Genomic DNA, 25,645 nt, shown 5'->3' on the forward strand with positions numbered 1-25,645 from the left:
GGCGCGGGGCATGACCGTTTACTTTATTGGCGCGGGGCCGGGCGATCCCGAATTGCTGACGAAAAAGGCCGAGCGGGTGATTGGTGAGTGCCCCGTTTGCCTCTATGCGGGCTCCTTGGTGCCGCCGGAGGTGGTGGCCTGCGCCCCGGAAGGGGCGCGGGTGCTGGACACGGCGCCGATGACGCTGGATGAGACCCATGCCGAGATCGTGGCGGCCCATGCCAAGGGGCAGGATGTGGCGCGGGTGCATTCTGGCGATCCGTCGCTTTATGGCGCAATTGCCGAACAGATCCGCCGATTGCAGGCCGAAGATATCCGCTATGAGATCATCCCCGGCGTGCCGGCCTACGCCGCAATGGCTGCAGCCCTTGGGCAGGAGTTGACCATCCCTGAGGTGGCGCAGTCGATCGTGCTAACCCGGGTGTCGATGAAATCGACCTCGATGCCGGAAGGCGAGACCTTAGAAAACTTCGCCCGTACCGGCGCGACACTGGCGATCCATCTGGGGATCCGCAACTTGCGTGAGATTGAGCGCCAGCTGGTGCCCTATTATGGCGCGGAGTGTCCGGTTGTGGTGGGCTACCGCGTCGGCTGGCCGGATGAGATGTTCATCAAAGGCACGCTGAGCGACATTCGCAAAAAAGTGCGGGCGGAAAAGATCACCCGCACCGCTTTGATCCTGGTGGGGCCGGCACTTGGCACGGTTCGTGATTTCAAAGACTCAGCCCTCTATGATCCGAAGATGCCGCATGTGCTGCGTCCGGTGGAGGGAGCGGTCTTGGAAGAGCCGATCGACGAGTGAGATTTCGTCAAAGGTTTACTTGACCTTAACTGGAAATCCCCCATTTTGGGGCCAGAAGGAGGAGCGAAATGACGACATTTCTGCCCAAAGAGGTTCAGGCCGGTCTGGATGCTGCACGCAAGAAAGACCAGAAACGCAACAGCCGTATGTTGGTGGAGGCCGATGGCCAGACCTATCGTGTGCTGCGATTCTGGGAAACCGGCTTTGCGCTGGATGCGGACTCCGCGCCGCATCTGCGTGGCTTTGTGGATCTGTTTGACCGGGGTGAGCACCTCTATCAATGTCTGATCCTTGCCTCGGAAGAAGAGGCCGGGGAGATGTGTTATGAATTCAAACGCCTCACCGCGATCCACGGCAAGCCGCCGGCGGATTTCGTGCAAGAGGATCATGAGGTCATTGCGCTCCTGGGGCATCAAAGCTGAGCCCAGGCGTTTCTGGTGCGTTTTCGCTGAATGAAGCGGCTCCAACTGGGGCCGATTTTGTTTTTGGGGTTTGGCGATACGCCGGGGTTTTTTACTAGAACCCAACCGTGTTGCCCCCCTATCTGGGGTGCTACAGATAGGGGCAGGCGGGCTAGCCGGCAGAAGGGACGTGGCAACCGGCCGCATGCAAAGGCCCCCGCGATGATCCGCAGGGGCCGGTCTGATTGGGCGCGAGATTTGGGGTTACTGCAGATCGCCGAAGGCGGCCTGCATCCGCTTCACCGCTTCTTCGACATGTGCGCGCGGGGTCGCCAGGTTGAAGCGCAGGAAGTTTTCGCCGCCAGATCCGAAGGTTGGGCCCTGGTTCACCGCGATCTTCGCCTCCTTGGAGACACGATCGGTAAACTCTTCCCGCGCCATTCCGGTGCCCGAGAAATCAACCCAGGCCAGATAGGTGGCTTCCATCTTCATTGAGGCGAGACCGGGAATGGCGTTGATGCCCGCATCAAAGATCTGCCGGTTGCCGTCGATGTATTCCAGCACCGCATCGGCCCATTTGGCGCCTTCCGGGGAATAGGCGGCTTCGGTCATATGCAGACCGAAGGAGTTGGGCGACAGACCAAGGCTCGCCATCCGGGCGGCAAATTTGGCGCGCAGTTTTTCGTCGGGGATGATGACATTGCCACAATGGGTGCCGGCGATGTTGAAGGTCTTGGAGGTGGCGGTCATCATGATCAGCCGCTCTTCGGCGCCGGCCACATTGGCCATCGGCGTGTGGGTCACACCTGGGTAGACCAGATCGTGGTGGATCTCATCCGAGACCAGGATCAGATCGTGGCGTTTGGCGAAGGCCACCACACCTTCCAGTTCGTCGCGGGTCCAGACCCGGCCACCGGGGTTATGCGGTGAGCAGAGGATGACCATCTTCTCAGAGCCATCAAGCTGCTGGTCCCAGGCGTCAAAGTCCATTTCATAGCGGCCATCAACATTGCGCAGATCACATTCCACCACACGGCGGTTGTTGGCGCGGATCACCTTGGCGAAGGCGTGATAAACCGGTGTCATCAGAACCACGCCATCACCCGGCGCGGTGAAGGTATCGACGCAGATCGCGGTGCCATTGACCAGACCATGGGTGGTGAAAATCCACGATGGATCCACTTTCCAGCCGTGGCGGTTTTCCATCCACCAGCAGATCGCGTTGCGATAGCTGGCGTCATCGCCGTAATAGCCATAGATGCCGTGATCAGCCATCGCCTTGACCGCATCCTGAATGACATCCGCGGCTTTGAAATCCATATCGGCAACCCACATGGACAGCCCGTCTTCGGGGGAAACGCCATAGAGGGTCTCCATCATGTCCCATTTGACGGAATGGCTGCCAACTCGGTTGTGGATCTCATCGAAATTCATACGGGTCTCCCTCAGGGTATGCGGTGGTCTTGTGCGGTTCTTGGGTGGCCTGAAAGGGCCGCCGGATCGGGGCGAGCCTAGGGGCAGATGGGGGGCGGCAGCAAGGTGGCAATTGGCGCTTTCCTGTGGATTGACGCACAGCCATCGCAGCCCAGCCCTGCAGCAATGCAGGCTGCCCGTATTTTCACGGTAAAACCCTACGGCGCTTGGGGATTGACCCATTGCGTGATGCCCTCCCATCGCCTACATCAACGCCATGAAACGCAAGATCCTGATCCATCCCGACCCCCGCCTGAAAAAGCTCTGTGATCCGGTCGCAGACATGAGCGACGAATTGCGCACGCTGGCAGAGGATATGCTGGAAACCATGTATGACGCGCCGGGCATTGGGTTGGCCGCGCCACAGATCGGTGTGCTGCAACGGGTGATCACGCTGGATTGCACCACGCAGGAAGAAGAGAACAGCCCGCTGGTGATGTTCAATCCTGAAATTGTGGCCGCTTCGGATGAGACATCCAGCTACGAAGAGGGCTGCTTGTCGATCCCGGATCAGTTCGCCGAAGTGACCCGCCCTGCCGAGGTGACGGTGCGCTGGATGGATGTGGATGGCAAGGAACAGGAACGTACCTTTGCCGACCTCTGGGCGACCTGTGTGCAGCATGAGATTGACCATCTGGATGGCAAGCTGTTCATCGATTATCTGAAGCCGCTGAAGCGCCAGATGATCACTCGTAAAATGCAGAAGCTGAAACGCGAACTGGCGCGGGGCTAAGTCATGGCCCAGCTAGAGATCCTGCGCTGGCCTGATCCGCGGTTGCAGCAGTCCTGCGCCCCGGTGGCGGAAGGCAGCGACCTCAGCACCCTGGCGCAGGACATGCTGGACACGATGTATGCGGCCTATGGCAGGGGACTGGCCGGGCCGCAGGTGGGCGTGATGCAGCGGATCTTTGTGATGGATGTCACCTGGAAGGAAGGCACCCGCGCCCCGCAGGTTCTGATCAATCCCGAAATCCTTGAGGCCTCAGATCAGCTTGCAGGCGGGGAGGAGGGCTGCCTGTCGATCCCAAACGCACCCGCTGAGGTGCAGCGCCCCGCTGAAGTGGTGATGACCTGGTTTGATCTGCAGGGCCAGCGCCAGACCCGCCGGATGACAGGCTTTGAAGCAAAATGCGCCCAGCACGAGTTGGATCACCTGAACGGTGTGGTGATCTTTGACCATCTGGGCCAAGACGACCGCGCGCGGCTGGAAGCCGCCTATCAGGAGGCGCTGAAATGACCGTTCGCAAATGTATCCCCTGGCCCGACAAACGCCTGCGCACCGCGGCAGAACCGGTGGCGGAAATCACCGATCACGTGCGTCAGGTCTGGGAGGATCTGATTGACACGATGTATGCGATGCCCGGCGTCGGCATGGGGGGCAATCAGATTGGCGAAATGCTGCGGCTGATCGTGGTGGATGCGACCGAGGAGGGCAATCAGGCGATCCGCATGGCCAACCCTGAGATCCTGCATGCCTCCACCCAGCCGCGTGATCATGAAGAGGCCAGCCCGAACCTCGTTGGGGTCTCGGCTAAGATCACCCGCCCCCGCGCGGTGACCGTACGCTTCATGAACGATCAGGGTGAGATGGAAGAGCGCGATTTTGTTGGGCTCTGGGCGACCTCGGTGCAGCACCAGATCGACCACATCAATGGCAAGATGTACTTTGATCACCTGAGCAAGACCAAACGCGACATGCTGATCCGCAAGTCACGTAAAGCACGCTGAGCGAGATAGAGCTGAGTCAGACTGAACTAAGCCGGACGAAGGAGCAGGACGATGCGGGTAGTTTTCATGGGCACGCCGGAGTTTTCGGTGCCGGTTCTGGAGGCTTTGGTGAATGCCGGGCATGAGATCGCTGCCGTCTATTGTCAGCCCCCCCGTCAGGCTGGTCGCGGCAAGAAAGAGCGCCCAACACCGGTCCACGCCCGCGCAGCAGAACTGGGACTGGAGGTGCGCCATCCCGTGTCACTGAAAGGTGCGGAAGAGCAAGCGGATTTTGCCGCATTGAACGCGGATGTTGCGGTCGTTGTCGCCTATGGGCTGATCCTGCCGCAGGCCATTCTGGACGCGCCTGCACAGGGCTGTCTGAACATTCATGCCTCGCTATTGCCGCGCTGGCGTGGGGCCGCGCCGATCCATCGCGCGATCATGTCGGGCGATGCGGAAACCGGCATCTGCATCATGCAGATGGAAGCCGGGCTGGACACCGGGCCGGTTCTCTTGCGGGAAGAAACCGCAATTGAGGCCGAAGAAACCACCGCACAGCTGCATGACCGCCTGTCCGATATGGGCGCCGCGCTGATTGTTGAGGCGCTGGCAAAACTGCCCACGCTGACCCCAGAGGTGCAGCCTGAGGACGGCGTCACCTACGCCAGCAAGATCGACAAGGCCGAGGCGGCAATTGACTGGTCCGCCCCTGCTGCTGAGGTCGATCGCAAGATCCGCGGCCTGTCGCCCTTCCCGGGTGCATTTGTGGAATATGACGACCAGCGCCTCAAACTCCTGGCCTCCCGTCTGGTGGATGGTGCAGGGGCGCCTGGTGAAGTGTTGGACGATCAGCTGACTGTCGCCTGTGGCAGCGGGGCGGTGCAACTCTTGCGCTTGCAACGCGCGGGCAAAGCAGCGCAGGATGCCGAGGTGTTCCTGCGCGGCCTGCCCCTGCCCAAGGGAACGCAGCTGTAACCAGAGGAGAACGCCCATGTTTCCAACCTTGATCGGTACGGTGGTGATTGCCGGGATCGTGGGCTATCTGGTCGAAAAGACGGGCTTCACCCACAATGGGATCCTGCCCTCGATCATCATCTGCGTTGGCGGGGCTTTCCTGTTCTATTTTGTCCGGGTGATGTTCGGCATCAGCTTTGGCCCGCCCGGTGTCGATGCAATCCTTGCCTCGGTCGGGGCGCTGATCGTGGTGCCGACGCATTGGCGGAAATAAGATAATAGTGGCAATGGTTTGCCCCTCAGGAGGTTCTGAATGTCCATTCTGTTTCTGATCATCATCGGCGCCGCTGCCGGTGTCATCGCCACCAAGCTGATGGGGCAGGAGGCGAACCTGATCACTACCATTGGCATCGGCATTGCCGGGGCGCTGATCGGCGGGCTGATCCTGCGGTTCCTGCTGGTTGTGACCGGCATGGCGGCAGGTCTTGTGGGCGCGATCCTTGGCGCCATGCTGCTGATCTGGTTCTACCAGCGCTTCAAAGGCTGAGGCCGCTTATTGCCGCGGTGGTCGGCTTTTGTAGACCGGCAGCTGCCAGCCAAAATGCAGTGACCCGGCGCGCAACCCCCAGGTGACCAATCCGCCGATCAACAGATCCCATTCACGGGCCAGTCCGGCGCTGTCGGTTAGCCCTGTGGCCAGAACCGTTGCCAGCGCCCCGGCCGCCGCAGCGGTGGCATAAAGCTCGCCCTGTGTCAGGACCAGCGGCACCTCATTGCAGACCACATCGCGCATCATGCCGCCAAAGGTGCCCGTGGCCACCCCCATCACAATCACGATGGACCAATGCGCGCCCAGATCCAGCGCCACAGCCGCCCCCGCAGGCACGGCAACCGCCAGCGCCAGACTGTCGAGCCACAGCAGTGTTCGGTAGCGGCTTTCCAACAGGTGCGCGGTGAAAAAGACCAGAGTTGCCGCGGCAACGGCCACCGCCAGGAACCAGGGTTGGGCGATCCAGAACACCGGGTTTCTGTCCAGCAGAACATCGCGCAGGGTGCCGCCGCCAATGGCCGTCAGCGCCGCGATGAACAGAAACCCAACCAGATCCAACTGGGCCCGGGACGCTGCAAGCGCGCCGGTCAGCGCAAAGACCAGAACCGATGCACTGTCGAGGAGGATCTGCAGGCTCAGCTGGGCGGGCATCGGGTGTCCTTTGGGGTGAAGGGGGGCTTAGTCCTTGAACGGGGCCATGCCGGCGCGGGCCAGTTCATCGGCACGTTCATTTTCCGGGTGGCCGGCGTGGCCCTTGACCCATTCCCAGGTCACCGTGTGACGGGTCTGTGCCGCATCAAGGCGTTGCCACAGCTCAACATTTTTCACCGGCTTTTTGTTGGATGTTTTCCAGCCGTTCCGCTTCCAGCCGAAGATCCAGCCTGTGACCCCGTTTTTCACATAGGCACTGTCGGTCACCACCGTCAGCGTCGACGGCCGCTCAAGCGCCTCAAGAGCTGAGATGGCCGCCATCAGCTCCATCTGGTTGTTGGTGGTGGCAGCTTCGCCACCTTTCAACTCACGCTCTTTCAGGACTTTGTCGCCCTCCATCGCGCGCAGCAGAACGCCCCAGCCGCCGGGGCCGGGATTACCGGAGCAGGCTCCGTCGGTATATGCATAAAGTTCGGGCATAAAGGCGAAGTGCCAGTGCCACGCCGGGCCGTCAAGAGGTTTGCGGCGGATGGCGTGTCAGGGGATCGGCTGCAGGCCCACAAAAATCAGGCAGGCCAGGACCACAGCAGTGATCGACAGGCGCAGGCTCAGCCACCACGGCGGCGCGAGGTGCTGTTTCTGCATCCAATGGTCCAAGGGCAGCAGCCCGACAAACAGCGCGATCAGCAACCAGTGGCGGGTGACCGTCCCCAAACCCAGTGACAGTACATGGTCTGTGAGCAAGCCAAAGGCCAGGATCGCCGGGATCACGCTGGCGCCGTAGCCAAAGGCATCACTGCGGTGGGCGGCAAAACCCCAGAGGGTGCCCGCCATGAAACATAGGATCACCAGCCCATAGGCCAGCGACAGCACATAGCGGTCTGAAACGTCCAATGGAGCTAGCGCGGCAAACAGAAAGGGCAGGGTGCCCGCAAAGCCCAGGCTCAGGACCCATTAATGTTCCAGTACCGGCGCCAAAATCGCAAAATCTCAAGGGTTTGAGGTGCGCCGGAAAGAGTGGTTCTCTTTTCAAGCGCCTCATGCCATTGAAATGCAGCGATTTTGGCGTCTTCGATTTGGCGGGTTTTAGAACTGAGCGGCGTCACATTACCTTGAAATAGCCCGCTATTCCTGCGGCCATGTTTCTTGTCAGTTCTAAAATCTGCCAAACCGGTGCGGAAAAATTAATGGGTCCTGAGCCTTAGGTCAGGGCGGGCCGGGGAATGGCGGACCAGTTGAACATAGAGGGGCCTTTGCTGCTTGGTGGGACCTAAGTCCCCCATCAGCTAGGGCGCCGGGATCGATTGGCACGGGTGGGCGCGAAGAAAAACGCAGGTGCTCAGAGGGATAGCTTAGCCCTGCGGCGGCACCTGCGCGATCAAAACCACAAAGGTATCGGGTTTGCCGGCCAGACCTTCGCCATGGCCCCGCCGGGTGCTCAGCACGTTAAAACCGGCCTGGGTGACCCGCTCGATCAGGTCTGCTTCGCTGTAATAGGCGTAAAACCGGCCCAGATGATCACGCGATTCGCCGCTGCCCAGCTTCATGCCAAGGGCCAGCGCACCGCCCGAGGGCAGGGCCTGCCGGATATGCGCCAGGTGGGTTGGAAACGCGGCCTTGGGTGCGTGCAGCAGGCTGAAGTTGGCCCAGATCCCATCATAACCCGCCAGCTGTGCAAGCGCGCTGAAATCGGCAAGCGTGACTTCGATGCCGTAGGCGTCACGGGCGTAGGCCGCCATTTCGGGGGAGGCATCCATGCCCTCTGCGGCGTAGCCATCGCCCCGCATCCGCGCAGCCCAGTGACCGGGGCCACAGCCCAGATCCAGCACCTTGGCCCCATCCGGCAGCAACGCGGTGAAGGCGGCGTAGTCTTCTTCCTGATCGGTGTCTTTGGTCCGCGCAAAGCCTTCGGCGTAACGCGCTACAGCCTCGGCATAGACCTGCATGGTTTCTGCGTCTGTCATGCTTTCTCCAGCGCCAGTCGTCCGGCCAACAGGGTGAAAATTCCTGCAAAGCTGCGGTTCAGCCAAGTCATCACCCGCTCAGACCCCAGAAGGAAATCGCGCGCCGCGGCGGCAAAGACGCCGTAGATCACAAAAACCGCAAAGGTCATTGCCATGAAGATCCCGCCCAATGTTGCCATCTCCACGCTGGCGGTTGCGGCATTGCCGGACAGAAACGGCGGCAAAAGCGCCAGAAAGAAGATCGACAGCTTCGGGTTCAGGATATTGATCAGTGCACCGCGGCGGGCGATGGCCCAGGCCGGTTGACGCTGTGCATCCCCGCTGACGGACAGGGCACCACCGGACTTCAGCGCCTGATAGGCCAGCCACAGCAGATAGGCGACCCCGGCAAATTTCACGATCTGGAACAGCAGCGCAGAGGTGTGTAGCACCGCCGCCAGCCCCAGAATGGCAGCGGCCAGATGCGGCACGATCCCCAAGGTGCATCCCAGCGCGGCAATCAGCGCCGCGCGGCGGCCCTGTCCCAGTCCCAGCGCAAGGGTGTAGATCACCCCGGTGCCGGGGGCGATAACGACAACAAAGGCGGTGATAAGAAATTGTAGTGAAATCATTTGGGGTCTCCTGAGAGGGCGTAAATTGCCCGGTCGAAATGGTTCAGGATCACGCAGGTTGGCGCAAGACCCTGGGCACTTTGAATTCAATGTTTTCTTTGGCGGTTTCCACCTCAGCGACGGTCACGTCATAGCGGGCTTTGATGGCATCGATCACCTCATTGACCAGCACCTCGGGGGCCGAGGCCCCGGCGGTGATGCCGATGGCTTTGATGCCCTCAATGGCGCGCCAGTCGATGTCTTCGGCCCGCTGCACCAGCTGCGCGTAGGAACAGCCGTTGCGCGCGCCCACCTCGACCAAACGGCGGGAGTTCGAGGAATTTGGCGCCCCAACCACCAGCAGCGCGTCAATCTTGGCCGAAATGGCTTTCACTGATTCCTGGCGGTTGGTGGTGGCGTAGCAGATGTCTTCCTTATGCGGCCCCTGGATCGCAGGGAACCGGGCCTCCAGCGCGGCGACGATATCCTTGGTGTCATCCACCGAGAGCGTCGTTTGCGTCACAAAGGCCAGCTGTTCGGGATCGCGCACATCGACCGTTGTCACGTCTTCGACCGTTTCCACCAACAGCACCTCACCTTCGGGCAACTGCCCCATGGTGCCGACGGTTTCCGGGTGGCCCGCGTGGCCGATCATGATGATCTGCAGACCGTTTTCGGAATGCCGCTCAGCCTCGATATGTACCTTGGACACCAGCGGGCAGGTGGCATCGACATAGACCATCTGGCGCGCCTGGGCCGCGGCGGGCACGGATTTGGGCACACCGTGCGCGGAAAAAATTACCGGCCGGTCGTCAGGACAGTCGCTGAGCTCTTCAACAAAGATCGCGCCCTGCGCTTTCAGACTGTCGACCACAAATTTGTTGTGCACAATTTCGTGACGCACATAGACTGGGGCGCCCCATTTCTGGATCGCCATTTCCACAATTTTGATGGCGCGGTCGACCCCGGCGCAGAAGCCGCGCGGCGCTGCAAGGTAAAGATCAAGGGGCGGTTTGCCCATGTTTGGCGAGTCGGTCATGTGGCGCGGGTCTCCGTGGCTTATGGCAGAGGTAAGGCGCAAAGCGGGCCGGGTAAAGGGGGGGCTTGACCTTCCAGCGGGGGAAGCCGCGAAGAGGGGCCAAAAGAAGGAGTGACGCGGTGAAAAAAGCGATTGGGAAAAACGCGATTGGACTATCGGTAGGGGCGTTGGCCTTGGCGGGGGTGACCCTTGGGGGCATCTGGCTGCAACGGGCGGAGGCGCAGCCAGCCGGCTTTCTGCCGTATCAGGACGCTGCGGCCGTGGCCGCCGGTCAGGAGCTTTACGCCGACAATTGCGCCGCCTGTCATGGCGATCAGCTGCAGGGCGAAGCGAACTGGCGTGAACGCGATGCCGATGGCTATCTGCCCGCCCCGCCACATGATCCCTCGGGGCATACCTGGCACCATCCGGATCTGCAGCTGTTCATGATCACCAAGTTTGGCACCGAAGCGATGGTCGGCAACGGTTACAAAAGCCGGATGGGCGCCTATGAGGAGATCCTGAGCGATGAGGAGATCGTGCAGATTCTGGCCTTCATCAAAAGCACCTGGCCGACACCAATCATCGACCAGCACAATGCCCGCAATGCCGCCGCTGCGGCGCAGGGTGGCTGACACCGCCGTCTGACGATCAGGCAAAAGAAAATCAGGGCAAAAGAAAACCGGGGCACGCTGGCCCCGGTTTTTTCGTTTCATGCTTAAACCGCTTAAGGTGCGGTATAGGCCATGTCGCGTTCCGCAGGGGTTTCACGCGGGGGGCGGCCGATCACTTCTTTCAACTCGTCCAGCTCGATGAAATTATCGGCTTGGCGACGCAGTTCGTCAGCAATCATCGGCGGCTGGCTGCGGATGGTCGAAACGACCGAAACGCGCACGCCCTGACGCTGCAGGCTCTCGATCAGCGGGCGGAAATCGCCATCGCCGGAGAACAGCACAACGTGGTCAACGCGTGGGGCCAGTTCCATGGCATCGACCGTCAGTTCGATATCCATGTTGCCTTTAACCTTCCGACGGCCCTGGCTGTCGGTGTATTCCTTGGCGGGTTTGGTCACCATGGTGAAGCCATTGTAATGCAACCAGTCTACCAGCGGGCGGATCGGCGAATATTCGTCGTTTTCCAGCAACGCAGTGTAGTAGAACGCCCGCAGCAGTTTGCCCCGGCGCATGAATTCCTGGCGCAGCAGCTTATAATCAATGTCAAAGCCCAAGGCCTTGGCTGCTGCATACAAGTTCGACCCATCGATGAACAGCGCCAGCCGTTCGTCTTTGTAGAACATCAAATTTCCTTCCGATTATCAGCGCGCGGCGATCCGTGAGTGGTTTGAAATATGTGCCACGCTGCTATTGATCAAAAATAAGTTGTTGCGCTAGGGGGCGCAAGGGACCCCTCTGGTTCATTAGGATAGGTCAAAAATGCTTAAAGAACAGCAAATCTTGGTCGCTTTCGGCGGAAATCTTCCTCTTGAAGGCGAACGTCCCCTGGAAGTGATCGAGCGTGCGCTGTCGCGATTGCAAGATCTTGGGTTTTCCCTGAATGCGGTTAGTTCTTTTTACCAAACCCCTTGTTTTCCAAAGGGGGCTGGGCCTGACTATGTGAACGGCGCCTTGTCTATTGGATCCGATATGGCGCCCACAGAAATCCTCGAAACCCTCCATAAAGTGGAACATGAGTTTGGCCGCGAGCGGGTATCACGCTGGGCCGGGCGCACGTTGGATCTGGATTTGCTGGCGGTTGATGACCTGATCCTGCCCGATCTTGTGACGCAGCGTCATTGGGTGGACCTGCCGCTGGAACAGCAGACCCGTCAGGCGCCAGAGCAACTGATTCTCCCGCATCCGCGGATTCAGGACCGGTCGTTTGTTCTGATCCCCCTGAAAGATGTGGCACCCGACTGGAAACACCCGGTTCTGGGCAAAACGGTTCAAGAAATCTGTGCGGAACTGCCGAAAGAAGAGGTGGAGACCGTGGTTCGCCTGTAATTGTGGCTTGTCAACCCTGCTGTTCCGGCATAAATACTGCCTCTCTAGCCCTTCCCATGATCGGAGTGTCTTAATGGCCCGCGTTACCGTTGAAGATTGCGTAGACAAGGTTCCGAACCGGTTCGAACTGGTGATGCTTGCGTCGCACCGCGCACGTGAAATTGCATCTGGTTCGCCGCTGACCGTGGACCGTGACAACGACAAGAACCCTGTTGTTGCCCTGCGTGAAATCGCGGATGAGACCCAGTCGGCAGACAGCCTGCGTGAGCGTCTGATCGAAAACAACCAGACCCAGATCGAAGTGGACGAGCCAGAAGAAGATTCCATGGCGCTGCTCATGGGTGGTGGTGAAGCTGACAAGCCGGCAGAGGACGATATGTCCGAAGAAATGCTGCTGCGCCAGCTGATGGAAGCACAAGGCCAGGGCTAAGCCCCAGCTCAGGGTATAGGGAAGCGAAGGATATGATTGCGGTTGACGATCTGATCGCACTGGTTCGCAACTATAACCCCAAAACAAACGAAACACTGATACGCGAGGCCTATGATTATGGCCTTGCGGCACATGAAGGGCAGTTCCGCCACTCGGGCGAGCCCTATTTTACCCACCCCATCGCTGTTGCTGCCATCCTGACGGAACAACGTCTGGATGATGCCTCGATCATCACGGCCCTGCTGCACGACACGATTGAGGACACCAAAGCCTCCTACGGTGAGATTGCCGAGCGTTTCAGCCCCGAAGTGGCCGATCTGGTGGATGGTGTGACCAAGCTGACTAATCTGCAGCTGTCCTCGTCGGAAACCAAACAGGCGGAAAACTTCCGCAAGCTGTTCATGGCCATGTCCAAGGACCTGCGGGTGATCCTGGTCAAGCTGGCCGACCGTCTGCACAACATGCGCACCATCAAGGCGATGCGGCCCGAGAAACAGGCGCAAAAAGCCCGCGAAACGATGGAAATCTTCGCCCCACTGGCCGGCCGGATGGGTATGCAGTGGATGCGCGAAGAACTGGAAGATCTGGCCTTCAAGGTGCTGAACCCGGACGCCCGCGCCTCGATCATGCGGCGGTTCGTGATGCTGCAGAAAGAGACCGGCGATGTGATTCACCGCATCACCGGCGATATGCGGGCCGAGTTTGAAGCTGCTGGTATCGAAGCGCAGGTCTTTGGCCGCGCCAAGAAACCCTATTCGATCTGGCGGAAGATGTCGGAAAAGGACGTGGGCTTTTCCCGCCTTTCAGACATTTACGGCTTCCGGGTGATCACCGACCGCGAAGATGACTGTTACCGTGCGCTTGGCGTGATTCATCAGCGGTGGCGGGCTGTGCCCGGGCGGTTCAAGGATTACATCAGCCAGCCGAAATCCAACGGCTACCGTTCGATCCACACCACGGTATCGGGGCGGGACGGCAAACGGGTGGAGGTGCAGATCCGCACCCGGCAGATGCATGACGTTGCCGAAACCGGCGTTGCAGCGCATTGGTCCTACCGGGACGGCGTGCGCTCCATGAACCCCTTTGCGGTGGATCCGGCCAAATGGCTGGCCAGCCTCACGGAACAGTTTGATGCTGAGGAGGATCACGATGCCTTCCTCGAAGCGGTCAAGCTGGAGATGTATTCGGACAAGGTGTTCTGCTTCACCCCCAAAGGCGAAGTGGTGAAGCTGCCCAAGGGCGCCACACCAATTGATTTCGCCTATGCCATCCACACCCGGATCGGCAACGCCTGTGTTGGGGCCAAGGTCGACGGCATGCGTGTGCCGCTGTGGACGCGGGTCAAAAACGGCCAGTCGATCACCATCATCACCGCCGAAGGCCAGACGCCGCAGGCCACATGGCTGGATATCGCGATCACCGGCAAGGCCCGTTCAGCGATTCGTCGCGCCCTGCGTGAGGTGGACAAAGAACGTTTCGGCAAGCTGGGGCGTGAACTGGTGCGCTCGGTCTTTGATCATGCCGGTAAGAAGGTCACCGATAAGGTGCTGGAAACCGCCGCCCGCAACATGCGGGTGGAGGATGTGGATACGCTGCTGGCCCGGCTGGGCAGCGCTGAGATCACTGCCTCGGACGTGTTGCATTCGGTCTATCCCGAACTGAAAGACACTGAGGCTGATAATATTGAGCCGCGCCGCGCGGTTGTTGGCCTGTCGCCGGATCAAAGCTTCAATATTGCCAAATGCTGCCAGCCCCTGCCGGGTGAACGCATTGTGGGCATCGGCAGCCGCGGCAAGGGTGTGATGGTTCATGCCATCGACTGCGAAGCCCTGCAGGAATACGAAGATCAGATGAACCGCTGGCTTGATCTGCATTGGCATGCGGGTAAACACCCGGCGATTCACCATGCGATGCTGGAACTGACTATCGGCAACGATGCAGGTGTCTTGGGACGAATTTGCACATTGATCGGTGAGTGTAAGGCGAATATCTCGGACCTTGAGTTTGTGGACCGCAAGCCAGATTACTTCCGGCTGCTGGTTGATGTGGAACTGCGCGACGCGGAACATCTCCATACGGTGATGTCTGCGCTTGAAGCAGAGAGTGATGTTGCGGCCCTCGCGCGCTATCGGGATCCGTCGCGCGCCAGTTTTGTAACGGGTGAGTAGGAGGGCGGACCGCCTTGGTTTTCAAGCGCCGCGACAAACGACCGATCTGGCGGATCGTGTTCGAGTTCTTCTGGCCGCGCGGCGGCTGGGGGCGAGCGGCGCGTTACGTCAAGCATCGCCTGCACCGTTTGCCCGATTCGCCTGAAAAGATCGCCCGCGGTATCTTTGCCGGTGTCTTCACCACCTTTACCCCCTTCTACGGCATGCATTTTGTGGTCGCGGCGATCCTGTCGACCCTGATGCGCGGCAATGTTCTGGCCTCGCTCCTCGCCACCTTCTTTGGCAACCCGCTGACCTATGTGCCGATTGTGATGACCTCGATGCAGACCGGCTACTGGATGCTGGGCATGGATGGGCGCCAATTGGGGTTTGGCCGTCATGCCGAAGGGGACCCCGCCACCGTGGGCGAACGGTTCCTGCAGGCAGGCGATGCCTTCTGGGATAACTTCCGCGCCCTCTTCACCGGGGCCAAGATGGACTGGAGCGATCTGTCGGTCTTTTATGATGAGGTTTTCTACCCCTTCATGATCGGCGGCATTGTGCCCGGAATCATCGCCGGGGCGATCTGCTATTACATTTCCGTCCCCCTGATCCGGGCCTATCAGAACCGCCGCAAAGGTGCGCTGAAGGCGAAATTGGATGGATTGGCGAAAAAAGCGCATCTCAAGGCTGACGACCGTTCAAAACCGGACTAGGTTGGCCCGCGACGGGGAAGCCTATTGCGAAGGAGAAGGCGATGAAGCCTTTGGGAAAACTGCGTCTCGGCGTGAATATTGACCATGTGGCCACAGTGCGAAACGCCCGTGGCGGGGCCTATCCGGATCCGCTGCGTGCGGCAAAGTTGGCAGAAGAGGCCGGTGCTGATGGCATCACCGCCCATTTGCGCGAAGACCGCCGTCACATTTCCGATGCTGACATCGATGGCCTTATGGAGGTCCTGTCGGTGCCGCTGAACTTTGAGATGGCCGCGACTGACGAAATGCAGCAGATCGCGCTGCGTCACAAACCGCATGCCGTCTGCATCGTGCCGGAAAAGCGTGAGGAACGCACCACCGAGGGTGGCCTTGAAGTGGCGCGTGAGGAAAACAAACTGGCCCATTTCATCGCCCCCCTGCGGGAGGCCGGCTGCCGCGTGTCGATCTTTATCGCTGCGGACATGAAACAGATCGAAGCTGCCGCCCGCATCGGCGCTGAAGTGATTGAACTGCACACCGGCGCCTATTGTGACCACTTCGCCGAAGGCAACATGGCCCAGGTTGAGGTGGAGCTGAAAGCGCTGCGCGAAATGTCAGCCTATGCCCATTCGCTGGGTCTTGAGGTGCATGCCGGTCATGGTCTGACCTATGACACGGTGAAACCTGTCGCCGCCTTCCCTGAGGTGATGGAGTTGAACATCGGGCATTTCCTGATCGGGGAATCGATCTTCCGTGGTCTGACCCCGGCCATCAGCGAAATGCGCCGCTTGATGGATGAGGCCCGCGCCGAACTGGCAGAGGGCTAAGTCATGGCTGAGGGGCTGGTCTTTATCTTGATCGCCTGGGCGGTTGCCGGGGGCAGCCCCGGCCCGGCCACGCTGGCCATTTCCGGCACCTCGATGGGACTGGGCCGTCGCGCCGGACTGACGCTGGCGGCGGGTGTTGTTTGCGGATCCGCCTCCTGGGGGATCGCGGCGGGTCTTGGCCTGTCAGCGATGATGCTGGCCCATGCCTGGATCTTTGAGGTGCTGCGGTATGCAGGCGCGGCTTACCTTGGCTTTCTGGCGCTGAAATCACTGCGCGCGGTCTGGCGTGGCGGCGTGGTTGCGGTCACTCTATCACGGACTGGAAGTCGGTTGTTTGCCAAAGGCTTGGCCCTGCATCTGACCAATCCCAAAGCGATCTTTTCCTGGGGCGCGGTCTATGCCGTGGCCCTGCCTGCGGGCGCTGATATGGCTGCGGTCTGGTCGCTGTTTGGGGCGTTGATTGCAGTCTCAATGCTGGTGTTTTTTGGCTATGCCCTGTTGTTCAGCACAGCAGCGATTGCGGCAGGCTACGCACGGGCCAAGCGCGGATTTGATCTGGTGTTTGGATTGATGTTTGGCGCTGCAGCGGCCAAGATCTTCACAACCCGTGTGGAGGCCCCCTAATGCGTAAAGCTTTAACCGCCCTGTCTGTTTCCCTGTCAGCTGCCTGTATGCCAGCGCTCGCCACAGCGGGGGAGGTGATTGAGTGTGACTGGCAGGCGCAGGCCCGCAATCTGGCGGAACCTTGGGAGGAGAGCACCCGCACCTTTGCCAATGGCGCGGTACGGCTGGCGCTGTTGGATACGGTGGAACCGGCAGCGGGGGCGTTCCATCTGCTGGTTCTGTCACCGCCCTATAATGAACTAGGTGACAGACAGTGTCGCGTTGTCATCCTTGGTGGTGGCGCAGGATTTTCCGGCATCGACTTTGCCAATGTCGCCGCCGCCTATGATCCCTCGATTGGGCTGATCTTCAATTTCGAGGCGCAGCGGTTTGATTCCGACTATAACGACTTCCTGCCGATCACGCTGGAGGTCACGCTCAATCAGGCGACGGGTCAGATCGGGGTATGGCACCAATGATCCTGGGGATCGGTACAGATCTGGCCAATATCGAACGTATCGCGGGCACGCTGGAGCGGTTTGGCGATCGGTTCCGCAATCGCGTCTTCACCGATCTTGAACAGGCCAAGGCGGAACGTCGCAAGGATGTGGCGGGCACCTATGCCAAACGATGGGCCGCGAAGGAGGCCTGTTCCAAAGCGCTCGGCACTGGCTTGGCGATGGGCATCGCCTGGAAGGACATGTCGGTCCGGAACCTGCGCACCGGGCAACCGGTGATGGAACTGACCGGCTGGGCCAAAGAGCGGCTGGAGGCAATGACGCCTGAGGGCCATGAGGCCACAGTGCATGTCACCCTGACCGACGATCACCCTTGGGCACAGGCCTTTGTGGTAATTGAGGCGCGCCCGATCCCGCCGAAGGCAGACCTGCACGAAGGGTCGGGTTGACACACCGGGCACAACCGCTCATCTACCAAATCAAAGATTTCTAGGAGAAAGAACAGATGGCAGCAGAGGCCAAAAAGGGCAATGCGGTGGTTGAGACCATCAAGACGGTGGTTTGGGCGCTGGCCATTGCGGGTATTTTCCGCACCCTGTTCTTTCAGCCGTTCTGGATCCCGTCGGGTTCGATGAAATCGACGCTGCTGATCGGCGATTTCCTGTTTGTGAACAAGATGGCCTATGGCTACTCCTACGCCTCGTGCCCCAACATCCGCATGCTGGGTCTGGATGCGAAAAACATCTGTGCTGTGATTGATGGTGAGAACACCCGCGTCATGGGCTCCGAGCCGGAGCGTGGCGATGTCATCGTATTCCGCCACCCGGTGACCGGGCTGGATTACATCAAGCGCGTGATTGGCATGCCGGGTGATACCGTGCAGGTCAAACAGGGGGTCCTGCACCTGAACGGCAAAGCCGTGTCGCAGGAACCGGTAGAGGATTTCGTTGAGATTGCGGAGGCTCAGGGCCCGCAGCGTCTGCGTCCGCGGTGTTCCAATGGTCCGGTGGGTCAGGGCGGCGATTGCGCCAAAGATGCTGCGATTGAGACCCTGCCGAACGGCCGCAGCTACACCATCCTGAACATCGGCAACCAGAGCTCGGACAACACGCCGGTCTATACCGTGCCGCAGGGCCACTATTTCTTCATGGGCGACAACCGTGACAACTCCACCGACAGCCGCGTGCCGCAGCAGGCCGGCGGGGTTGGCTTTGTGCCTTATGAAAACCTGATTGGTCGCGCCGATCGCATCATGTTCTCCTCGGGCGGCACCTCGATGCTGGCCTTCTGGACCTGGCGCGGGGATCGTTTCTTCAAGGCGGTGGAATGAAACTTTCTGCAGAACTGAAGGCCTTTCAGGGCCGGATTGGTTACGACTTTAAACAGCCCGAGCTTCTGCTTCGGGCTGTTACCCATTCGTCCAAATCCTCCCCCACGCGCGAAGACAATCAGCGGCTGGAGTTTCTGGGTGACCGGGTGCTGGGCTTGGTGATGTCTGAAGCGCTGTTGGAGCGTGACAAAGGCGCCAGTGAGGGCCAGCTTGCGCCGCGGTTTAACGCCTTGGTGCGCAAAGAGGCCTGCGCCGATGTCGCCAAAGACATCGATCTGGGCGCGGTTTTGAAACTGGGCCGGTCCGAACAGATGTCCGGTGGCCGGCGCAAACTGGCGCTGCTGGGCGATGCGATGGAGGCGGTGATTGCCGCCGTCTATCTGGATGCGGATTTCGAAACCGCCAAGGCGATGGTGCTGCGGCTCTGGGGCAGCCGGGTGGACAGTGTCGATGCGGATGCTCGCGATCCCAAAACCGCCCTGCAGGAATGGGCCCAGGCCCGCAAACAGACGCCCCCCAGCTACGCGGAAGTGTCACGGTCGGGGCCAGACCATGCGCCGGTGTTTACCATTTCCGTCACTCTGCAAAGCGGCGAAAGCGAACAGGCCACTGCCGCCTCCAAGCGGTTGGCGCAACAGGCCGCGGCCAAGACCCTGCTGGAGCGCCTGACGCAGGCTTAACCGCCCTTCTGGTCAAAGCCGGTGAAATCGGCTAGACCTGCCCCCCTTGCCGGGCAGACACTGAGGTCTGTCGCGGAGACTGACTACCTTAGGAATTCACACATATGACCACACGCGCCGGATTTATCGCCCTGATCGGAGAGCCCAATGCGGGCAAATCCACCCTGACCAATGCCATGGTGGGGGCCAAAGTTTCCATCGTGACCCATAAGGTGCAGACCACCCGCGCCCGGATCCGTGGTGTGGCGATGGAAGGTGATGCGCAGCTGGTGTTTGTGGACACGCCCGGCCTGTTCAAACCGCGCCGTCGTCTGGATCGCGCCATGGTGGCTGCGGCTTGGGGTGGCGCCGCGGATGCGGATGTCATCGTGCTGATGGTCGAAGCCCACCGCGGTGTGACCGAAGGGGTGGAGCGTATTCTGGAAGGTCTGGAGGAGATTGGTGAGGGGCGCAAAATCGCGCTGGCCATCAACAAGATCGATCGGGTGAAACCCGAGGTGTTGCTGAAACTCAGCGCCGATCTGAACGAACGCTATGACTTCGTGCACACCTTCATGATTTCGGCCGAGAAGGGCCGCGGTGTGAAGGATCTGCGCAAATGGCTGGCCAAGGAACTGCCGGAGAGCCCATGGCTCTACCCGGAAGATCAGATCGCGGACCTGCCCATGCGCATGATCGCGGCCGAGATGACGCGCGAAAAGCTGACGCTGCGCATGCATCAGGAGCTGCCCTATCAGCTGACCGTGGAAACCGAAAACTGGGAAGAGCGCAAAGACGGCTCCGCCAAGGTGGATCAGGTGATCTACGTTGCGCGCGACGGGCACAAGGGGATCATCCTTGGCCATCGCGGCGAAACGATCAAAGCCATTTCCAAGGCGGCCCGTGAAGAACTGAGTGAGTTCCTGGGCCGCAAGGTACACTTGTTCCTGCAGGTGAAGGTGCGCAGCAACTGGCTGGAAGAAAAAGAGCGCTACTCAGAGATGGGGCTCGATTTCAAAGACGGCTCTTAACTTTTGAAGATGCCTGCTGCGTGTAAGAACCAGAAGGTGCCAAGGAAGCCGAACAGGCCGCCCAGGCTCATCTGGTAGGGCTCGGGCATCAGATGCAGTTCGAAGTAGGCCGCGCCCATCAGCGCAATACCCATCGTCACCATAAAGCGCGGGACAATTGTCCGTCTGCGGAAATTCGACATGTAAACCTCATGACTGGTGGTTTGACTCGTTAAGCTGGTAGACTCTACGTCACTTTCACCGGGACTTTTAATTATGCGTTTGACCGCTCGCACTTGGGTTGATGCCTATCTGACCAGACTCCGCTTAAGTGATATTCCGGCCTTTGTGGTGGCCCATGGCGATGACACGGCTGGGGCGGTGCTGGTGAAGCTGAACACATTGGATGGTCAGGCGGTTGGATTCCAGCGCTCGTTTGACCTGATGACCGGCGATCGCAAATGGATGGAACTGTCATCGGGGGATGAGCGGGAGGTGGATGCCTCCATCAGCAAGCAGCGGTCCTTTGACCCCGACCTCTGGGTGATTGAGGTCGAAGACCGCGCCGGCCGCCACCTGCTGGATGAGCCAGGATTGGCGGATTGATCGCCGCTTGTAACTTCGCCTGATACACGCAAAGCTGACCTTATGGAGTGGCGGGATCAGGGCATATTGCTGGCGGTGCGCAAACACGGGGAGACCTCAGCGATCCTTGAGGTGTTCACCCCGAGGCATGGGATTCATGCTGGCGTGATGCGCGGCGCCACCAGCCGCAAGATTGCCCCCATTCTGCAGCCCGGTGCCCAGCTGGATGTGCAATGGCGCGCCCGGCTGGAAGATCACATTGGCAGCTACAGTGTTGAGCCGCTGCGCAGCCGGGCAGCGATGGTGATGCAGGACCGTCAGGCGCTGGCCGGGCTGAATGCGGTTTGTGCGCTGCTGGTGCATTCCCTGCCGGAACGTGAACCGCACCCGGCGCTTTATGAACGCACCGAGGCGCTGTTTGACATTTTGGATGAGACAGAGCTGTGGCCGCTGGCCTATCTGCGTTGGGAGGTCGCCCTGCTGGAGGAGCTGGGCTACGGGCTGGACCTTGATGAATGTGCGGTGACCGGTAAGACGCAGGATCTGATATACGTGTCGCCCAAAACCGGCCGTGCGGTATCGCGTGAAGGGGCGGGGGAGTGGGCGGACCGGATGCTGCCGCTGCCCTTTGCGCTGAAGGGCGGGCTGGACCCGGATCCGCAGGAGGTGGCCCTGGGGCTGCGCACAACGGGACATTTCCTGCAGAAGTCGCTGGCCTCCGGCACACGGGGGCGGCCGCTGCCCGAAGCGCGGCAGCGGTTTATTGATCGATTGCTAAGATAAGCGGTCAGCGCAGCGACATCACCAGGTCGATCAGCGAATCCATCGGCGCCACATCGTCATTGGCGGGCAGTTCACGCAGCCCGACCGAGGCGGCAAGGATCAGCCGCGCCCATTCCGGGTTTGAGATGCCTGATTCTTTCAACAAGCCGTCCAGCAGATCCAGCCGCAGACCATCCACCTTGGCGACCCGTTCGGCCACTTTGGGATCATCCTTGGCCCAGGCGCGCATGGCATGTTCGGGATTGGCATCGGCCAGCACGGCGCTGTCATAGCTTGTCACCTCGGCGCCAAGGCGGCGCAGGCGGGCGATGGCGTTGGGCTCTTCTTCGATGACGGTGGTCAGCGCAGTCAGCGCCTCAGCCTCCCAGACGTCCAGCATGGCGGACTGATAGGCCGGGACATCTGCGAAGTGCCAGTAGAAAGACCCCTTGGTCGTCTTCATGCGTCGGGCCAGAGGTTCGGCTTTCAACGCGTTGGGGCCGTCCTCTGTCAGGGCGGCGAAACCGGTTTTCAACCAGTCGGCTTTGGAAAGGCGCGGTTTGCTGGTCATGGGGAAATGCTACGCTGCAGCATTTCATTTTGCAACTGCAGAATTTCCCCGGGTGCATTTTGTCACAGAAGGTGGATCCTAAGCCTAGAGGTCGATTTCGATCTCACCCCCCGGTTCGGCCGCGCGGGACTGGCACAGGATGATCCCCGTTTCACGCTGCTTGTTTGACAGGACGAAATCGCGGTGTTCCACCTCGCCGGCCACCAGCCCACATTTGCACACGCCGCAGATGCCATCGGCGCATTTCACATCCACATGCACACCGTTTTCGATCAGCACATCGCTGGCGGTCTTGTCCTCTGGCACCTCAAGGCGGCGGCCGTCTTGCAGTTTCAGCATGAAGGGGTGGTTTTCGTATTCGGGCTGTTCGGGCACGTTGAAGTATTCCAGATGCCGCCCCTCTTCGGGGAAGCCCTGGCGTTCGGCGGCTTCCATCACACCGGCCATGAAACGGTCCGGGCCACAGGTGTAGACGTGCCAGCCCTCGCGGTAGCCTGACAGCACCTGATCCAGATCGGCGCGGGTGCCTTCATCACTGAAGTGGTAATGCACTTTGTCGGCCCAGGGCATTGCAGCCAGATCCTCCAGATAGCCGGCATTGGCGCGGCTGGAGCAGGAGTAGTGCAGGGCAAAGTCGCGGCCCAGGTCGTGCAGGCGGTGGGCAAAAGCGATCATCGGCGTGATGCCGATCCCGCCGCCCATGAGGAAGGTCTTCTCGGCCTCTTCAACCAGCGGGAAGTGGTTGATCGGTTTGGAGATGAAGACCTTGCGCCCCTCCTCAAAGATGCGGTGCAGCAGGGCGGAGCCACCGCGGCCTTCGTCCTCGCGCAGGACGCCGATCTGATAGCGGCCGGTTTCGGACGGGTTGCCCGACATCGAATATTGGCGCAGGAATTCGGGCGCGACCAGCACGTCCAGATGGGCGCCTGCCGTCCAATCCGGTAGCGGGGCGCCGTCTAGCGTGGCGAACTCATATTTGGTCACATCGGCGGTCATTGCTTCGGCCTTGCTGATCTCCACCCGGATCACGGGGGCATCGGTGGGGGTCTCATACCGGTGCACCACGCTCAGATCACCAGCGGCCAGTTTGGCGCGGTATTCCTCGGCCGGGATCATCGCCTCATATGCGGCAATGCCTGCTTCGCGGTCCATCGGGAAGGGGTAGGGCCAGGGCGGCGGCGCCAGCGGGGCGGGGTAGACCGCAAGTGTCTGATCTTCATACTTCAGGTCCAGATCGGTCTGCAGGTCGCGCCGGTTCAGCGGGTGTTTGCTGGGGTAATAGGCACCGTCATCTGTCAGCTCCAGATCCCACCACCATTTCTTGACGTCGTTGAGGCCACCGTTGCCCAGCTTGTCGTCCAGCTTGGCCAGCACCGGGGCGGCGGCGGGGATGTTAGAAGCGGCCCAGCGGAACGGCGCCTCGGAAAACAGACCTTCCAGGTTCCAGGGGCAGGTTTTCATGCAGCGGCCGCACATCGCCCCGCCCGGTGTGGTGATCCGGTAGCTGGCACATTTCTGGCTGTCGGATTTCCAAATCTCATAGCCGTTGAACATCAGCTTTGGCCCGGCGGTGATCGCACCCGAGGGGCATTCGCGCGCGCATTTGTTGCAAGACTCGCAGAACTTCTGCAGACCGAAATCGATCGGTTTGTCATGCGCCATCGGCATGTCTGTGGTCACTACGCCGGATTTCAGACGCGGGCCCAGATAGGGGTTCAGGATCACCTCACCGATACGGCTGACCTCCCCCAGACCGCTGAGCAGCAACAGGGGCGGCTGCAGCACCTCGCCGTCCATCACCGTGTGAGCCTTGGCGGAATAGCCCAGGTTGCGGATCTGTTGGGCAATCACCCCACCCAGCAGCGAGAACCGCAGGTAAGCGCGCATCGATTGGGCCACCGCGATCCAGTCATCGCCCGAGGAGCCCTCCATCGTTTCGCGGCCCTGATCGATGATCATCGAAATGGCGTTGTTGTGGCGCGGCGTGATTTCCTCCCCGGCGGCATCGTGGCTGTACCAGGCCCAATCGGGGCACCGGCTGAGGCCAACGGCATCGGCGCCCAGGAAGTAGCTGGTGGCCTTGATGTTCAAAGCGTTGATCGTGGGGTCGGCGGGATGGGACCCGGCCGGGTTCGGGTCGCCGTTCTGGATCACCACAAAGGCCCCAAGCGCGCGGCGTTGGGCAAAGCTGGGCGCGGATTTGCGCACATAGTGGCCGTTTTTGGTGGCCTCCTGCACGTGTTTGCCCATGTCACCGAAAAGGGCGCGGGCAAACATATCGGCCCGTTTGGGCACACGGGCCACATTGGGTTCGTCGATATAGGTGGTGGGATCCTCCACCCGTTTCAGCCGTTCAAAGGGGTGGCCGCCATCGGCGAAACGCCGATTGGCAAAGGGATCGCGGTTGAGGGCGGATTTGGAACTTTTGGTGCCCAGCCACCAAGCGGGGCCATTGGTGGCCTTCCATGGCTGCTGCACCATCGGCGCCAGCGGCTGATCGGTGGCAACCGGCAGGGTGCAGGTCACTGCCGCCAGCCCGAATCGGGGGCCAACCCACGGCGCAACCAGTTCGCCGCCTTCGAAACTGGCCAGACCCGCGGCCACGGCGAGGTGGTTCAAATCTACGTCGGAGGAGCCACCGGAATGCGCTTTGGCGCCCCAGCCCAGCAGCCGGATGTAGTTGGCCAGCACCGCTGCGGTTTCGTTGGCGCGCAGGCAGGCGCGTTGTGCCTGGGCATCTTTGATCCAGTCGGTGCCCGCCTCAGTCTGGCCGGGATCGCGCGGGTATTCATAGAGGAAGACCAGCGCATATTCATGATCGTCAATCGAGGAGGGCGGCGCGGCCATGGCCTCTTTCAGCTCGGCCATGATCATGTCGATGCCCGAGGCCAGCGTCTTGGTCTGCCGGGTTTTTAGTGCCTCGGCCAGACGCTGAATATCGGGGTTCAGAACCGGTGCGTCCAGCCGCGCGGCCTGTGGCAGACGGCAGATGCCGACCATGCTGGCATCACTGAAATAGCCAAATGATTTCAGGTGATTGGCGCGCTCTTCCAGGTCGTCGGGGATGTCGGACTGCAGCCGGTTCACACCCCCGTCGCGGATCGCATCCAGCATCGCCTGATATTCGCCCATCGCGTTGACGATGCTTTCAGGCGCATCGGGGCGGCGGAAGCTGACAGGGGACCAGGCGGGAAGTGCCGAAAGATCAGGCAGCTCCGTTTGGCGGCGCAGATTTTCCATCGGGTAGGGGCCCAGATGGACCGGTCGTGATTTGTCCGAGAAAAAGCGCAATCCCATTGACGGCGGTTCCTTCATGCTGGCGGCCCGAGAGCCCAATATTTTATGGGGCGGCATTCCGGGCAGGTGGCTTTGGAAGACAGCCACTATCGGGCGGGGAGATCGCAGAAAATCCTCATCTCTGAGGAGGGTCGGCCCGTCGGTGCCGGGCAAGTTTT

General features: G+C 60.5%; 33 protein-coding genes. 22 read left to right on the top strand and 11 right to left on the bottom strand.

Annotated elements, in window-relative coordinates; genetic code table 11:
• Window positions 1–10 precede the first annotated feature (10 nt).
• Window positions 11–802: a precorrin-4 C(11)-methyltransferase gene (gene cobM / locus TL5118_RS13420; RefSeq protein ID WP_058245225.1), complete on the top strand. Its 792-nt coding sequence runs from the start codon at window positions 11–13 to the stop codon at window positions 800–802.
• A 68-nt stretch (window positions 803–870) separates the two neighbouring features.
• A complete protein-coding gene (locus tag TL5118_RS13425) occupies window positions 871–1,224 on the top strand; it encodes a hypothetical protein (RefSeq protein WP_058245224.1) in 354 nt (117 codons plus the stop codon).
• Window positions 1,225–1,467: 243 nt separating this feature from the next.
• Here the strand turns inward: TL5118_RS13425 and TL5118_RS13430 are convergent, their stop codons facing one another.
• Window positions 1,468–2,637 carry a MalY/PatB family protein gene (locus TL5118_RS13430; protein WP_058245223.1) on the bottom strand — a complete coding sequence of 390 codons (1,170 nt, stop codon included), beginning with the start codon at window positions 2,635–2,637 and terminating at the stop codon, window positions 1,468–1,470.
• Between the two features lie 256 nt (window positions 2,638–2,893).
• On the opposite strand from TL5118_RS13430, the gene def (TL5118_RS13435) reads away from it, so the two are divergent.
• From def (TL5118_RS13435) to TL5118_RS13460, 6 genes are read left to right on the top strand one after another with little or no spacing between them, the layout of a single operon-like run.
• Window positions 2,894–3,409: a peptide deformylase gene (gene def / locus TL5118_RS13435; protein ID WP_058245222.1), complete on the top strand. Its 516-nt coding sequence runs from the start codon at window positions 2,894–2,896 to the stop codon at window positions 3,407–3,409.
• 3 nt (window positions 3,410–3,412) lie between these two features.
• Window positions 3,413–3,913, top strand: a complete 501-nt coding sequence (gene def, locus TL5118_RS13440; protein ID WP_058245221.1) for a peptide deformylase — start codon at window positions 3,413–3,415, stop codon at window positions 3,911–3,913.
• Window positions 3,910–4,404 (top strand): peptide deformylase, encoded by a 495-nt coding sequence (gene def, locus TL5118_RS13445; protein WP_058245220.1) that lies wholly within the window; start codon window positions 3,910–3,912, stop codon window positions 4,402–4,404. Before def (TL5118_RS13440) ends, def (TL5118_RS13445) begins: the two co-directional genes overlap by 4 nt.
• A 51-nt stretch (window positions 4,405–4,455) precedes the next feature.
• Window positions 4,456–5,361: a methionyl-tRNA formyltransferase gene (gene fmt, locus TL5118_RS13450; RefSeq protein ID WP_058245219.1), complete on the top strand. Its 906-nt coding sequence runs from the start codon at window positions 4,456–4,458 to the stop codon at window positions 5,359–5,361.
• A gap of 16 nt (window positions 5,362–5,377) precedes the next feature.
• Window positions 5,378–5,614, top strand: coding sequence for a hypothetical protein (locus TL5118_RS13455; RefSeq protein WP_058245218.1), 237 nt, complete (start codon window positions 5,378–5,380; stop codon window positions 5,612–5,614).
• Window positions 5,615–5,653: 39 nt separating this feature from the next.
• Entirely contained in the window at window positions 5,654–5,887 is a 234-nt protein-coding gene (locus TL5118_RS13460; RefSeq protein ID WP_058245217.1) for a GlsB/YeaQ/YmgE family stress response membrane protein, read from the top strand.
• Window positions 5,888–5,893: 6 nt separating this feature from the next.
• On the opposite strand, the gene TL5118_RS13465 is transcribed toward TL5118_RS13460, so the two are convergent.
• The 6 genes from TL5118_RS13465 to ispH all read right to left on the bottom strand — a co-directional run bounded on the left by TL5118_RS13465 (window position 5,894) and on the right by ispH (window position 10,116).
• Window positions 5,894–6,529 (bottom strand): trimeric intracellular cation channel family protein, encoded by a 636-nt coding sequence (locus tag TL5118_RS13465; protein WP_058245445.1) that lies wholly within the window; start codon window positions 6,527–6,529, stop codon window positions 5,894–5,896.
• Window positions 6,530–6,568: 39 nt separating this feature from the next.
• The gene (gene rnhA / locus TL5118_RS13470; RefSeq protein WP_058245216.1) at window positions 6,569–7,021 is read right to left on the bottom strand and encodes a ribonuclease HI; all 453 of its coding nucleotides are present in this window, start codon (window positions 7,019–7,021) and stop codon (window positions 6,569–6,571) included.
• Between the two features lie 57 nt (window positions 7,022–7,078).
• Entirely contained in the window at window positions 7,079–7,489 is a 411-nt protein-coding gene (locus TL5118_RS13475; protein WP_082626432.1) for a DUF3429 domain-containing protein, read from the bottom strand.
• Window positions 7,490–7,893: 404 nt separating this feature from the next.
• Window positions 7,894–8,505 (bottom strand): class I SAM-dependent DNA methyltransferase, encoded by a 612-nt coding sequence (locus tag TL5118_RS13480; RefSeq protein ID WP_058245214.1) that lies wholly within the window; start codon window positions 8,503–8,505, stop codon window positions 7,894–7,896.
• Complete coding sequence (locus tag TL5118_RS13485; protein ID WP_058245213.1) at window positions 8,502–9,116, bottom strand: LysE family translocator; 615 nt, start codon at window positions 9,114–9,116, stop codon at window positions 8,502–8,504. The genes TL5118_RS13480 and TL5118_RS13485 overlap by 4 nt, the downstream gene beginning before the upstream one ends.
• A 49-nt stretch (window positions 9,117–9,165) precedes the next feature.
• Window positions 9,166–10,116 carry a 4-hydroxy-3-methylbut-2-enyl diphosphate reductase gene (ispH, locus tag TL5118_RS13490; protein WP_058245212.1) on the bottom strand — a complete coding sequence of 317 codons (951 nt, stop codon included), beginning with the start codon at window positions 10,114–10,116 and terminating at the stop codon, window positions 9,166–9,168.
• A gap of 137 nt (window positions 10,117–10,253) precedes the next feature.
• Between ispH and TL5118_RS13495 the strand changes: the two genes are divergently transcribed.
• A complete protein-coding gene (locus TL5118_RS13495; RefSeq protein ID WP_242601779.1) occupies window positions 10,254–10,748 on the top strand; it encodes a c-type cytochrome in 495 nt (164 codons plus the stop codon).
• A gap of 92 nt (window positions 10,749–10,840) precedes the next feature.
• Here the strand turns inward: TL5118_RS13495 and TL5118_RS13500 are convergent, their stop codons facing one another.
• A complete protein-coding gene (locus tag TL5118_RS13500; protein WP_058245211.1) occupies window positions 10,841–11,410 on the bottom strand; it encodes a LabA-like NYN domain-containing protein in 570 nt (189 codons plus the stop codon).
• A 136-nt stretch (window positions 11,411–11,546) separates the two neighbouring features.
• Between TL5118_RS13500 and folK the strand changes: the two genes are divergently transcribed.
• The 11 genes from folK to era all read left to right on the top strand — a co-directional run bounded on the left by folK (window position 11,547) and on the right by era (window position 20,293).
• On the top strand, window positions 11,547–12,113 hold the full coding sequence (gene folK, locus TL5118_RS13505; RefSeq protein WP_058245210.1) for a 2-amino-4-hydroxy-6-hydroxymethyldihydropteridine diphosphokinase: 567 nt from the start codon (window positions 11,547–11,549) through the stop codon (window positions 12,111–12,113).
• Between the two features lie 73 nt (window positions 12,114–12,186).
• Window positions 12,187–12,543, top strand: a complete 357-nt coding sequence (rpoZ, locus tag TL5118_RS13510) for a DNA-directed RNA polymerase subunit omega (protein WP_058245209.1) — start codon at window positions 12,187–12,189, stop codon at window positions 12,541–12,543.
• Between the two features lie 32 nt (window positions 12,544–12,575).
• Window positions 12,576–14,711 (top strand): RelA/SpoT family protein, encoded by a 2,136-nt coding sequence (locus TL5118_RS13515; protein ID WP_058245208.1) that lies wholly within the window; start codon window positions 12,576–12,578, stop codon window positions 14,709–14,711.
• Window positions 14,712–14,725: 14 nt separating this feature from the next.
• A complete protein-coding gene (locus TL5118_RS13520) occupies window positions 14,726–15,406 on the top strand; it encodes a DUF2062 domain-containing protein (protein ID WP_058245207.1) in 681 nt (226 codons plus the stop codon).
• Window positions 15,407–15,447: 41 nt separating this feature from the next.
• Entirely contained in the window at window positions 15,448–16,212 is a 765-nt protein-coding gene (locus TL5118_RS13525) for a pyridoxine 5'-phosphate synthase (protein WP_058245206.1), read from the top strand.
• Between the two features lie 3 nt (window positions 16,213–16,215).
• Window positions 16,216–16,836 carry a LysE family translocator gene (locus TL5118_RS13530; protein ID WP_058245205.1) on the top strand — a complete coding sequence of 207 codons (621 nt, stop codon included), beginning with the start codon at window positions 16,216–16,218 and terminating at the stop codon, window positions 16,834–16,836.
• A complete protein-coding gene (locus TL5118_RS13535) occupies window positions 16,836–17,294 on the top strand; it encodes a hypothetical protein (RefSeq protein ID WP_058245204.1) in 459 nt (152 codons plus the stop codon). The genes TL5118_RS13530 and TL5118_RS13535 overlap by 1 nt, the downstream gene beginning before the upstream one ends.
• The gene (gene acpS, locus TL5118_RS13540; protein WP_058245203.1) at window positions 17,291–17,722 is read left to right on the top strand and encodes a holo-ACP synthase; all 432 of its coding nucleotides are present in this window, start codon (window positions 17,291–17,293) and stop codon (window positions 17,720–17,722) included. The genes TL5118_RS13535 and acpS overlap by 4 nt, the downstream gene beginning before the upstream one ends.
• A gap of 56 nt (window positions 17,723–17,778) precedes the next feature.
• Window positions 17,779–18,603: a signal peptidase I gene (gene lepB, locus TL5118_RS13545; RefSeq protein WP_058245202.1), complete on the top strand. Its 825-nt coding sequence runs from the start codon at window positions 17,779–17,781 to the stop codon at window positions 18,601–18,603.
• Window positions 18,600–19,283 carry a ribonuclease III gene (gene rnc, locus TL5118_RS13550; protein WP_058245201.1) on the top strand — a complete coding sequence of 228 codons (684 nt, stop codon included), beginning with the start codon at window positions 18,600–18,602 and terminating at the stop codon, window positions 19,281–19,283. The genes lepB and rnc overlap by 4 nt, the downstream gene beginning before the upstream one ends.
• 104 nt (window positions 19,284–19,387) lie before the next feature.
• On the top strand, window positions 19,388–20,293 hold the full coding sequence (gene era / locus TL5118_RS13555) for a GTPase Era (protein WP_058245200.1): 906 nt from the start codon (window positions 19,388–19,390) through the stop codon (window positions 20,291–20,293).
• Here era and TL5118_RS21180 read toward each other — a convergent pair.
• On the bottom strand, window positions 20,290–20,475 hold the full coding sequence (locus TL5118_RS21180; RefSeq protein ID WP_131727446.1) for a hypothetical protein: 186 nt from the start codon (window positions 20,473–20,475) through the stop codon (window positions 20,290–20,292). The genes era and TL5118_RS21180 overlap by 4 nt on opposite strands.
• 70 nt (window positions 20,476–20,545) lie before the next feature.
• Here TL5118_RS21180 and TL5118_RS13560 point away from each other — a divergent pair, with 70 nt between their 5' ends.
• Window positions 20,546–20,878 carry a DUF1491 family protein gene (locus TL5118_RS13560; RefSeq protein ID WP_058245199.1) on the top strand — a complete coding sequence of 111 codons (333 nt, stop codon included), beginning with the start codon at window positions 20,546–20,548 and terminating at the stop codon, window positions 20,876–20,878.
• 42 nt (window positions 20,879–20,920) lie between these two features.
• A complete protein-coding gene (recO, locus tag TL5118_RS13565; RefSeq protein ID WP_058245198.1) occupies window positions 20,921–21,640 on the top strand; it encodes a DNA repair protein RecO in 720 nt (239 codons plus the stop codon).
• Between the two features lie 4 nt (window positions 21,641–21,644).
• Here the strand turns inward: recO and TL5118_RS13570 are convergent, their stop codons facing one another.
• Together TL5118_RS13570 and TL5118_RS13575 are read right to left on the bottom strand one after the other, a co-directional pair.
• On the bottom strand, window positions 21,645–22,190 hold the full coding sequence (locus tag TL5118_RS13570) for a TetR/AcrR family transcriptional regulator (protein WP_058245197.1): 546 nt from the start codon (window positions 22,188–22,190) through the stop codon (window positions 21,645–21,647).
• Between the two features lie 84 nt (window positions 22,191–22,274).
• Entirely contained in the window at window positions 22,275–25,487 is a 3,213-nt protein-coding gene (locus TL5118_RS13575; RefSeq protein ID WP_058245196.1) for a reductive dehalogenase, read from the bottom strand.
• Window positions 25,488–25,645: the final 158 nt, after the last annotated feature.

It is taken from the genome of Thalassovita autumnalis (assembly GCF_001458255.1).
Classification (GTDB): domain Bacteria; phylum Pseudomonadota; class Alphaproteobacteria; order Rhodobacterales; family Rhodobacteraceae; genus Thalassobius; species Thalassobius autumnalis.